This is a genomic window from uncultured Bacteroides sp. (assembly GCF_910585845.1).
In the GTDB taxonomy this organism is placed as follows: Bacteria; Bacteroidota; Bacteroidia; order Bacteroidales; family Bacteroidaceae; genus Bacteroides.
In genome coordinates this window covers 1-11,498 of record NZ_CAJUHF010000073.1, presented here as the reverse complement: position 1 = coordinate 11,498, position 11,498 = coordinate 1, and the positions used below count along the sequence as shown (strand labels likewise).

7 protein-coding genes and 1 tRNA gene are annotated in these 11,498 nt (G+C 45.2%); 4 read left to right on the top strand and 4 right to left on the bottom strand.

The features are described from left to right. Positions 1–130: 130 nt before the first annotated feature. From QZ323_RS13705 to feoB, 3 genes are all read right to left on the bottom strand, one after another. Positions 131–205, bottom strand: a tRNA-Cys gene (locus QZ323_RS13705). Between the two features lie 126 nt (positions 206–331). Further along, complete coding sequence (locus QZ323_RS13700) at positions 332–580, bottom strand: hypothetical protein (RefSeq protein ID WP_294635266.1); 249 nt, start codon at positions 578–580, stop codon at positions 332–334. Beyond that, the gene (feoB, locus tag QZ323_RS13695) at positions 577–3,048 is read right to left on the bottom strand and encodes a ferrous iron transport protein B (protein WP_294635265.1); all 2,472 of its coding nucleotides are present in this window, start codon (positions 3,046–3,048) and stop codon (positions 577–579) included. The genes QZ323_RS13700 and feoB overlap by 4 nt, the downstream gene beginning before the upstream one ends. A gap of 152 nt (positions 3,049–3,200) precedes the next feature. Here feoB and tilS point away from each other — a divergent pair, with 152 nt between their 5' ends. Beyond that, positions 3,201–4,517, top strand: a complete 1,317-nt coding sequence (tilS, locus tag QZ323_RS13690) for a tRNA lysidine(34) synthetase TilS (RefSeq protein WP_294635264.1) — start codon at positions 3,201–3,203, stop codon at positions 4,515–4,517. Between the two features lie 114 nt (positions 4,518–4,631). Here tilS and QZ323_RS13685 read toward each other — a convergent pair whose 3' ends face one another. Beyond that, on the bottom strand, positions 4,632–5,462 hold the full coding sequence (locus QZ323_RS13685; protein ID WP_294635263.1) for a 4Fe-4S binding protein: 831 nt from the start codon (positions 5,460–5,462) through the stop codon (positions 4,632–4,634). A gap of 300 nt (positions 5,463–5,762) precedes the next feature. Between QZ323_RS13685 and rho the strand changes: the two genes are divergently transcribed. From rho to folD, 3 genes are all read left to right on the top strand, one after another. Further along, a complete protein-coding gene (gene rho, locus QZ323_RS13680; protein WP_294635262.1) occupies positions 5,763–7,808 on the top strand; it encodes a transcription termination factor Rho in 2,046 nt (681 codons plus the stop codon). 966 nt (positions 7,809–8,774) lie between these two features. Continuing rightward, positions 8,775–10,097 carry a signal recognition particle protein gene (gene ffh / locus QZ323_RS13675; RefSeq protein WP_294635261.1) on the top strand — a complete coding sequence of 441 codons (1,323 nt, stop codon included), beginning with the start codon at positions 8,775–8,777 and terminating at the stop codon, positions 10,095–10,097. A gap of 46 nt (positions 10,098–10,143) precedes the next feature. Beyond that, a complete protein-coding gene (folD, locus tag QZ323_RS13670) occupies positions 10,144–11,025 on the top strand; it encodes a bifunctional methylenetetrahydrofolate dehydrogenase/methenyltetrahydrofolate cyclohydrolase FolD (protein ID WP_294635260.1) in 882 nt (293 codons plus the stop codon). Positions 11,026–11,498: the final 473 nt, after the last annotated feature.

Sequence of the window (11,498 nt, the reverse complement as noted above, 5' to 3'; positions counted from 1 at the left end):
AAGATAACACTATATTCCGACACCTTCTTCGCCCACCGGAAAAATCCGCTGACCCCAAGGTAGTCAAGTCTCTGAAAGTCAATAAATGACAAAAGCCCCGAACATTTATGTTCAAGGCTTTTGCTATGCTTGGAGGTTCCTGGCGGATTCGAACCGCCGTACACGGTTTTGCAGACCGCTGACTAAGCCACTCATCCAAGGAACCATTGTTCTCATTTGCGGTTGCAAAGGTAATACATTTTTTGAAGATACCAAACTATTCGCTGCTTTTTTATGGCATTTTCATAAAAAAATAGGAGCGAAGACTGAAAATAGTGGATAAATTATTCTTTTAAAGAAGAAAACTGTGGCAGCTTTTCTTACTACAATGTTTACCGTTGCGCTTGATGTCTTTCTGCACATTCCTGCATTCGGCGCGTTTTTTGTCAAGTAATTGTTTTAATTCACAGCCTGTTACACAATTCTCACATGGATTACCATTGCTTTTCGCACGCTGAAAAAAAGAGTATATCCCCCAACCTATCCGGACGACACACAACAATAACAATATCGCAACTACACATTGCTGCCAATTCATCATACAAACAATCCCCCTATTTTATAGATAGCAAAAGACACGATCCATGCCAGTAATGTGGTGTACGTTGCTGCAAAAAGTGCCCATTTCCAACTTCCCGCCTCTTGCTTAATAGCTACAACCGTAGCAATACAAGGGAAATAGATCAGAACAAATACCATGTAACAGAAAGCGATTAATGGAGTAATCGGTATACGCTCTGCAAGGTTCACTGCATCCGCTTCCGCATCATTTACATAAAGTACTCCCAAAGTACTCACAACTAATTCTTTAGCGCCTATACCGGAAAGTATTCCGATACCTAATTTCCAATCAAATCCCAGCGGTTTAATCACTGGCTCTATGACTTTTCCTATCTGCCCGATATAAGAGTTTTCTTGTTGTTCGGCTACCGTTGCATAGCCATCATGATTAGGATAATATCCTAAAGCCCATATCACCATAGATGCTATCATGATCACACCACCCATTTTACGGAGATATTGCGCTCCCTTCTCCCAAGTATGCCTGAAAATGGCTTTAGCTGTCGGTAAACGATACGGCGGAAGCTCCATGACGAACGGAGTGTCATCCCCTTTCACCAGAAAACGACTGAATAAACGTGCTATCAGTACTGCCAGTAATATTCCGATAGAGTAGATCAGCAATAGTATCAAACTGCCACAATTCGGGAAAAAAGCACCGGTCAGCAATAAATAAATCGGTAAACGCGCACTGCATGACATCAAAGGGTTGACAAGCATGGTGATCAGACGGCTTTTCCGATTCTCAATCGTACGCGAAGCCATAATTGCCGGGACATTACACCCGAATCCCATAACCAAGGGAATGAAAGATTTACCGTGTAACCCCATCTTGTGCATTACCTTATCCATGATAAATGCTGCGCGTGCCATATAGCCGGAGTCCTCCATCAACGATATACAGAAATAGAGAATCAGTATGTTCGGCAGGAATACGATAACTCCACCCACACCTCCGATAATACCATCTATCAGCATATCTTTCAGCGGACCGTCCGGCATGTTGTCTCGTATAAAGTTTCCGATAGTTTCGACCAGCCATTCGATACCCATCATAGGATACTCTCCAAGCACGAATGTCCCCTCGAACATGAGGTACATGAAAAGGAAGAAAATAGGAAATCCCCAGAAACGGTGTGTCACGATGGAGTCTATCACGCGGGTTGTATGCTCTTTTTCCAAATGATTATCTACAAATGTTTCTTTAAGGGCACCGGAAATAAAACCATACTTGGCATCGGTAATTGCCTGGTCGCAATCTTCATTAAGCACTTTATGGATGCGGTTGCTTTCCTGATCGCGGGTAGATATAATATCCGGTCCGTTGGGCAGGGTCTTAATCAGAGTTTCCAAGTCCGGATCGTTTTCCAGCAACTTGATTGCCAAAAAGCGTGTAGAATATTTATATCGGATATCCTCATTCGCACTGATCACACGCTTCACTTCTTCGATGCTGCGTTCCAATTCCGGTCCGTGATTAATATGGATATGGCGATAAAAACCATGATGGCGCCCCTCTTCTTCTTTCTGATTTCCGGCAACGTACCCCGGAACATATTCTTTGTGCCATTCACGCAGGTCTTTCATGACTTCGGTACGCACATTCTCTTTCTGATCCAGAAAGTCGGCACCTTCATATATGCTGATGACAACATGAAACAACTCTTCGATGCCCCTTCCCGTACGCGAAACTGTGGGAACCATAGGGATACCGAACAATTGACTGAGTGTCTGGTGGTCCAACGTATTTCCGCTCGCCTCCAGTTCGTCATACATATTGAGCGCCATTACCATGCGCACGTTCATGTCGATGATTTGGGTGGTGAGGTAGAGATTACGTTCCAGATTGGAAGCATCCACGACGTTGATCACGATGTCCGGTGTCTCATTGATGATGTGGCGGCGTACATAGATTTCTTCGGGAGTATAGGCGGACAATGAGTAGGTTCCCGGTAAATCGACAATACGAAACTGATAACCCTGAAAGTTGAAGTATCCCTCTTTGGCATCTACCGTGACACCACTATAATTGCCTACATGCTCGTGCGAACCCGACGCGATGTTGAACAAGGAGGTTTTTCCGCAGTTAGGATTTCCGATCAGAGCCACATTGATTGTGCGGCGTTTGCCCAATGCTATGCGTTTCAGTACCTCATCGCTCGGATAAATTTCCTCACTCATCCCTTGATGGTAATCTCGTTGCACGACTTGTTTTTTCGCTTCCTGCTCGCTGATAATCTCGATCATTTCCGCTTCCTGGCGGCGCAAAGAGATTTCATACCCCATCACCTTATATTTAATGGGGTCTTTCAGCGGTGCATTCAGCAAGACTTCCACTGTCTTACCTTTGACAAAACCCATTTCGACAATCCGTTTACGGAAACCACCGTGTCCCAGTACTTTTACAATAACACCTTTTTCTCCTGTTTTCAATTCGGACAAACGCATAGTCTTCTCTCATTCATTAATTATGGCACAAAGATAAGTGTTTTGCATATAGGATACAAACTATTTAGATTGTTTTTAAATAAGAGGCTGCGATGAATATGTTTCCTCTAAGTAGCCGCCGGAAATAGCTGAATAAAACTTATCTTTGCGGCATGAACAGGAGGAAGATAGTACAATATATAGAAGCAGAACGGCTTTTCGGCAGGCAAGACAAGATTCTGGTGGCACTGAGTGGCGGTGCCGATTCGGTGGCATTGCTTCATTTGCTGCTCGACATAGGATATACTTGCGAAGCTGCCCACTGCAATTTCCACTTGCGGGGAGATGAGTCGGACCGGGATGAGATATTTGTCCGCCAGCTATGTACGCAGTTAAAGACGCCGTTACATATTCGGCATTTTGATACGGCAGAAAAGGCGGCAAGGGAACATATATCCATCGAAATGGCGGCAAGGGAACTGCGTTACGCATGGTTCGAAGAGCTCCGCCTGCAACAGGGTGCTGACGCTATCGCCGTAGCTCATCACAAAGATGACAGCGTGGAAACCGTTCTACTGAACTTGATTCGGGGAACGGGAATAAACGGCTTGACTGGAATCCGACCTAAAAACGGGAAGATTGTTCGCCCATTGCTATGCCTCGACCGGAAAGAGATTACAGAATATCTGCAAGAAATTGGACAAGATTACGTCACCGACAGCACTAACCTGCAAGATGAATATACGCGCAACAAGATCAGGCTCAATCTGCTTCCGCTTATGCAAAGCATCAATCCGTCGGTAAAGGAGAGTATTTTGCGTACGGCAAGACATCTGAGCGACACGGTATCGCTATATAATAAAGGTATAGAAGAAGGTAGGCAAAGAGTGCAAAGCGGACAAAGTATCCGGATAGGCGCCCTGCTGAAGGAACCTGCGCCGGAAACTTTGCTATTCGAAATCCTGTCGCCATTGGGATTCAACAGTGCACAAGTCAAAGATATCTTCGCTTCTTTGGATAATCAGCCGGGAAAAATATTCCTGAGCAAGGAGTGGCGCATAGTGAAGGACCGCGAACTATTGTTATTGACTCCCGTCCCCGCTTCCGAGGCGCAAGCAACGTTGCTTCCGGATGACCCTGCACTGCCTTTTCGGCTGATTACGGAGGAACAGGAAGTGACGGAACATTTCGTGATTCCCCGCAACCGAACCATGGCCTGCTTTGATGCAGACAAGCTAAAACAGCCTCTCACCGTAAGATTATGCCGACAGGGCGACCGTTTTGTTCCATTTGGTATGACCGGACAGAAGAAAGTGAGCGACTATCTTACCGACCGCAAATTCTCTCTTCCCCGCAGAGAGCGGCAATGGGTGCTTTGTTGTGGCAATCAGATCATCTGGCTGATTGGCGAACGCACAGACAATCGTTTCAGAATAGACGAAAATACGCGTAGGGTGCTTATAGTCAGGTTGTCAGAAGAGAAGATTTAAAATAAGGAGTTCGCACTATCGGCTTTAACCACTAACAAGGCATAGCGGAATGATAACTCCTTTAACTCCCGACAACTTTTCCAAAAGTTTCCTTTAATCCTTCCTCAAATCTCCCTAAATAATAATGCGCGGCTCCTTTTGTCTCTTGAAACAATCTGCAAGCAATGTCGCAAACGGAATATCATAGGTTCGCGCTTTGGTTGGACAAGACTTGACACAGGCGCAACATTTTATGCATTTGTCTACAAATGTGTGACATTCATCTCCCTTCAGAATGGCACCCGCAGGACAATGAGCCGCACAAACACCGCAATGACAGCACAGTTCCGCATCGACTTCCGGCGTACGCGGCAAAGGGGTTCCGCTTTTCTTCAACTTCACCACTTGGCGCAAGAAGCGGAACAAAGGCCAAAAAGGTTGCCGAGGCCGCAAAATACGGTTCACATCCACAGCATACAAATGCTCCATATCCACCGCCGCATCAATCTTTGCACGCAGTTTGGCACCGAACTCTTCGGCATATTGCAAGTCGGATGCGTCCGGACGCCCCGAAGCTATCGGATGCAACTCCGTACTATAGGAATGCTCCCCAACAAAGGTAGCCCCCGCAATCACCTTGAAGCCACGCTCCGAAACAAACGCATCCAGTTCCATCAAAGCCTTTTCATAGGCACGATTGCCATATACCACGACCAGAACGGCGGGACTTCCCGTCGAATGGATGCCGCGTAAACGCTCCATGGCCAAAGGAGCTACCCTGCCGCCATATACGGGCACTGCAATCACAGTCAACGCATCTCTGGCAATATCGGCAACGGCAGCGCGCAACGTCAAATCTGTCGTCACCCGATTTATCAGTCCCGTCCCGCGAACAATTGCTTCGCCAACTTGTTTTGAAGTATGAGTAGGTGAGAAACAAATAAGATGAGCTTCGTTCATATCCATAATTTCTATACCTTTGCTTGGTTCATTTAGCAAAGATAAAGTTTTAAATTTAAAAAAAAGACGAATTGTTTATGAAACCCAAAATATTTGTTACCTTTGCGCCGTTGAAACTGTTTGCGGCTTCCCAGTGCGGAAGATTAGACAGATTTCCGGTTCAATAATAAATACCCCGTAATCATAGTGTAGTTAGATAAAGGTATATTTATCATGTTGTATCTATGTAATAGAAACATAAATCGCATGAACATATCTATCCAATAACAAAAAAATAATAATTTATTCACATATATACTGAACTGTATGTATAATATCATTCAATTGAACGACAAAAACTTGTCGGAACTTCAAACCATTGCCCAAGAATTAGGCATTAAAAAGACAGACTCATTAAAGAAAGAAGAACTTGTTTACAAGATACTTGATGAACAAGCTATTGCAGGAGCCACCAAAAAAGTGGCTGCCGAGAAGATAAAAGAAGAACGTAAGGTGGAAAAACAAGAAAAAAGAACACGCGTCACCAAGAAGAAAGAAAATACTGACAAGGTATTTACTGCCGGAAAAGGTATGGATTCCGCTAAAGCAAAAACAACCGTACCGCCTGCCAAAGTGCAACCCGCAGAGCCGGTAAGTGTTGCCGTAGCCGGAAAAACTTCTGAAACAAGCGAGGCGACCACCGCCGAAAAACCGGAAAACACAATCGTAACGAAACGCAGGCCAGGACGCCCACGCAAGGTTAAAGTAGAAGAAACCACCGCTGCACCTGCCGTGAAAGAAGAAAAATCCAAAGTGGAACCAGAACTGGCATTCGCTGCCGAAAGCACCCAAACCAACGCATCTTCCACCATAACGCCACAGGCAACCCCGAAGAAAGCACAGGAAGAGAATCCTATTCTATCAAACGCCGGAGATGACTTTATTCCTATCGAAGAGCTTCCGACCGAAAAAATGGAACTCCCGTCCGAACTTCTCGGAAAGTTTGAAGCGACTAAGGCAGAAGCTCCTACAGGAACATCCACAAATGAACCTGCGTCTGCAACACCGCAACGTCCGCGTCTTCGTACTCGCGACAACAACATCCCCCACAACAATAATAACAACAACAATAACAATCGCAACAACCAGCGTCCGATGCAACAACAGCGTCCGATGCAGCCAAACAACGGAGACAATTATACCTCTATGCCCGAACGCAAACCGATGATTGAACGCGAAAAGACTTACGAATTCGACGATATCCTGACGGGTACGGGAGTATTGGAAATTATGCAGGACGGCTACGGATTCCTTCGTTCGTCCGATTACAACTATCTCTCTTCACCGGATGACATCTACGTATCACAATCCCAAATCAAACTTTTTGGACTGAAGACCGGAGATGTAGTAGAAGGCGTCATTCGTCCGCCCAAGGAAGGAGAGAAATACTTCCCATTAGTCAAAGTGTCTAAGATCAACGGAAGGGATCCGGCTTTCATACGCGACCGTGTACCGTTCGAGCACCTTACTCCTCTGTTCCCCGACGAAAAATTCAAATTGTGCAAAGGCGGCTATTCCGACTCCCTGTCCGCCCGTGTGGTCGACCTGTTCGCTCCTATCGGTAAGGGACAGCGTGCACTGATTGTAGCACAACCCAAGACCGGTAAGACGCTTTTGATGAAAGACATCGCCAACGCCATCGCAGCCAACCATCCGGAAGTCTACATGATCATGCTACTGATTGACGAACGTCCGGAGGAAGTGACCGACATGGCGCGCACCGTAAATGCCGAAGTCATCGCCTCTACATTCGACGAACCCGCCGAACGTCACGTGAAGATTGCAGGCATCGTACTGGAAAAAGCCAAAAGACTGGTAGAGTGCGGACACGACGTAGTCATCTTCCTGGACTCCATCACCCGTTTGGCACGTGCCTACAACACAGTTTCTCCAGCATCCGGAAAGGTTCTCTCCGGTGGTGTGGACGCCAATGCGCTGCACAAGCCCAAACGTTTCTTCGGTGCTGCCCGTAACATCGAGAACGGAGGTTCGCTGACCATCCTGGCAACTGCCCTTATCGATACCGGTTCGAAGATGGATGAGGTGATCTTCGAAGAATTCAAAGGTACAGGAAATATGGAGTTGCAGCTCGACCGCAACCTGTCCAACAAGCGCATCTTCCCCGCTGTCAACATCATTGCTTCCAGTACGCGTCGTGATGATCTGTTGCAAGACAAGCAGACATTGGATCGCATGTGGATCCTGCGTAAATATCTTGCCGACATGAATCCGATAGAAGCTATGGATTTTGTGAAAGATCGCTTGGAAAAGACCAAGGATAACGATGAATTCCTGATGAGCATGAACAGCTAAAAACTCTTTCTCACCACAGATTTCTTAGATTTCCATAGCAGTTTTCCTGCTCTGACGGACATTCGGTTATCCCGTCAAACTGCGTTAATCTGCGGAATCTGTGGTGAGTTTCATTATCTCCCCAGCCCGCCCACTACCAGTTACGACAAATATCATATTGACATTTTGTATTTCCTATTTGCTGAGAATGCGCTGTTTGCATCCGATTATACAGGAGAACGGAAACACGCAAATAATAATCAGTAACTATCAGATATACAATTGTATATCAAAATATATACATTTATTTTAGTAGAAAAGCCCTCCCCAAAACGATCTTTATCCCCCAAAACAAGGAAGATTTCCCCGCTAGTAGTAACCATATTCCCCATAACAAATAATGTTATCACCCATAACAAGCAATGTTATCACTCGTTACAAGTAATGTTATCACCTTTTATAAATAATGGCACCCCCTTACAAGCCATGATTTCTCCCTAAGAAAGCACCCATTTCCGCATAAACAGCTTCTTCGAGGAAGATAAACATGTAATATGAAGGTATCCCTTCCCGTATATTACGCATAAAGCCATCCTAAAAGAAGATACTTTCCAAAAACAATTGTTATTAGAAACACATATTTTAAAGCATTATAATAGCAACCTCACACTAATCACTTACATTATAACATCCCCATATTCCGACCACATCCACATCAGCCCTCCTGTACCTTGGGGAATATTATGCCATGACATTTTCATTTAAAGGAACTATCGGAAGTCCAAAAGAGTTATCAGCCGACAAGCCGACTTAGAGGCTAAAGCCGATACTTCCGCAACAGCAGCATACATAGGAGCATTAACTTTAACTCCTTATATATGAAAAAGCCATGCATTATTGCCGCAAATGCAAGGTGAATACATGGATTTTTTGTATTTTTGCGCCTCAATAAGAGTAATTTGTAATATATAAACAGTAAATATCATCATGTTCGATAATTTAAGCGAAAGACTGGAAAGGTCGTTCAAGATTCTGAAAGGTGAAGGCAAAATCACTGAAATCAACGTTGCGGAAACCCTGAAAGATGTGCGTAAAGCTTTGCTGGACGCCGACGTAAACTACAAAGTCGCCAAATCATTCACAGATACCGTCAAGGAGAAAGCATTGGGACAGAACGTATTGACCGCCGTGAAACCCAGCCAGTTAATGGTAAAGATCGTACACGACGAACTGACCCGGCTGATGGGAGGCGAAACGGCAGAAATCGACTTGTCCGGAAAACCGACAGTTATCTTGATGTCCGGTCTGCAAGGTTCAGGTAAGACCACATTCTCCGGTAAACTGGCACGAATGCTCAAGACCAAGAAGAACAAGAAGCCACTGTTGGTAGCCTGCGACGTATATCGTCCCGCTGCCATCGAACAGTTGCGCGTGCTGGCAGGGCAACTTGAAGTCCCGATGTACTCGGAACCGGACAGCAAAAACCCTGTACAGATAGCCGAACATGCCATTCCGGAAGCCAAAGCCAAAGGATATGATGTCGTTATTGTCGACACCGCCGGACGTCTTGCCGTAGACGAAGAGATGATGACCGAAATAGCTGCCATCAAACAGGCAATCAACCCGAACGAAATCCTTTTCGTTGTCGACTCCATGACCGGACAAGACGCCGTGAACACAGCCAAAGAGTTCAACGAACGCCTCGACTTCAACGGCGTAGTCCTGACAAAGTTGGACGGTGATACCCGCGGTGGTGCCGCACTCTCCATTCGTTCGGTAGTCAACAAACCGATCAAATTTGTCGGTACAGGCGAAAAGCTCGATGCCATCGACCAATTCCACCCCTCACGTATGGCAGACCGTATCCTCGGCATGGGTGATATCGTCTCACTGGTAGAACGTGCGCAAGAGCAATATGACGAAGAAGAAGCCAAACGCCTGCAGAAGAAGATCGCCAAGAATCAGTTCGACTTCAACGACTTCCTAAGTCAGATCGCCCAAATCAAGAAGATGGGTAACCTGAAAGAGCTTGCCTCCATGATACCGGGCGTAGGAAAAGCCATCAAAGACATCGACATCGACGACAATGCATTTAAGAGTATCGAAGCTATCATCTACTCCATGACCCCCGCCGAACGCAGCAACCCCGCCATACTGAACGGTTCGCGTCGCCAACGCATCGCCAAAGGTAGCGGTACGAATATCCAGGAAGTAAACCGGCTACTGAAACAATTCGAACAGACACGCAAGATGATGAAGATGGTGACAGGTAGCAAAATGGGCAAAATGATGATGCCGAAGATGAGATAAACGATACCCAAAGCGAAATAAACCCAAAGAAAAAACTGTGTGTGATATGACATTAATTGACGGAAAAGCCATCTCCGAACAAGTAAAGCAGGAGATTGCAGCGGAAGTAGCGGAAATTGTAGCCAAGGGCGGCAAACGTCCTCATCTCGCCGCCATACTTGTAGGCCACGACGGTGGCAGTGAAACATACGTTGCCGCTAAAGTAAAGGCCTGCGAAGTCTGTGGTTTCAAATCCAGCCTCATCCGTTACGAAGCCGACGTTACGGAAGCTGAGCTTCTGGCAAAAGTACGTGAACTGAATGAAGATGCAGATGTAGACGGATTCATCGTGCAACTTCCATTGCCAAAACACATTTCCGAACAGAAAGTGATAGAAACCATCGACTATCGCAAAGACGTAGACGGATTCCACCCAATCAATGTAGGACGCATGTCCATCGGACTTCCTTGTTACGTATCGGCAACTCCCAACGGCATACTTGAACTGTTGAAGCGCTATCAGATAGAAACTTCCGGTAAGAAATGTGTAGTACTGGGACGCAGCAATATCGTCGGCAAGCCGATGGCCTCCCTCATGATGCAGAAGGCTTATCCGGGAGATGCAACCGTAACTGTATGTCATAGCCGCAGCAAGAATCTGGTCAAAGAGTGTCAGGAAGCCGATATCATCATCGCAGCCCTTGGACAACCCAACTTCGTAAAAGCGGAAATGGTGAAAGAAGGAGCCGTAGTCATCGACGTAGGAACAACACGTGTTCCAGATGCCACGAAGAAATCAGGCTTCAAACTGACTGGTGACGTTAAATTTGACGAAGTTGCACCTAAATGTTCCTTCATTACCCCCGTCCCGGGCGGCGTAGGACCGATGACCATCGTATCCCTGATGAAAAATACATTGCTTGCTGGCAAAAAAGCAATTTATCAATAAAATTCCCTCCCCCTTTCCCGAAATGTCGGAAGAAGATCAGTTAGTTCACTTTTCTCTTCCGACATTTTATTTTGCGAAGGCCTCTATTTAAAAAATTAGCTTTATAAGAATTAAGAAGTTATCTTTTCAGAAATTAAGTGGCCATTTATTAGGAAGTAAGAAGATGTTTTTCAAAGAGTAAATTCCTCTTAGGAGGTAAACAAACCTTGTAGAAAGCCCAAAAATTATCTTTAAAGAAGCCTATAATTACCCTGCAAATTACTAATAATTACCACATAAAAGATTAATAGTCATATTCTTATAACCGAAAGATTTATTATTTTAGAATTTAGTAGATGACAAAAATTAAATTTATGCTGTTAAACATTTAATTTTTAAGCGATTATATTTTTAAAGATCCCTGAAGTTTAGTAATTTGAAGGAAAAGTTTGGACGCTTTTTCTCATGAAAACCACTAATTCCAAGGACTTGGT